Origin of the sequence: Vibrio sp. 10N.222.49.C9, assembly GCF_041474985.1 — a bacterium.
In the GTDB taxonomy this organism is placed as follows: domain Bacteria; phylum Pseudomonadota; class Gammaproteobacteria; order Enterobacterales; family Vibrionaceae; genus Vibrio; species Vibrio crassostreae_C.
Genome location: NZ_JBFRVD010000253.1, coordinates 1 through 314, shown reverse-complemented (window position 1 = coordinate 314; position 314 = coordinate 1). Strand labels below are relative to the sequence as shown.

1 pseudogene is annotated in these 314 nt (G+C 43.6%); it reads left to right on the top strand.

Features of this window, described 5'->3' with window-relative positions:
- Positions 1 to 314 (top strand): annotated as a pseudogene (locus AB4585_RS23010) (hypothetical protein); the annotation flags it as partial.

The window sequence follows — 314 nt, the reverse complement described above, 5'->3', positions numbered from 1 at the left end:
GTTTACCAAAATACTCACAAGCCATGGGCTTGGGTAGTAGGTTTCTGGCCTGGTTTGCTTTGGCTATTGTATGAGAAAGAGTCTTATAAACCCTTTATGGATATGGCCATTGATAGAGAAAACACTATGGATGGGCCTTTGGATGAGTATGTGGATATTCATCACGATGTAGGCTTTATGTGGCAACTGACGTCAATGAAACACTATGAACTGCTGGGCAATGATCTCTCCAGAACACGAGCGTTGCGAGCTGCGAGTCATTTAGCCAGTCGATTCAATATCAATGGTCGATTCCTTACCGCTTGGAACAAGAA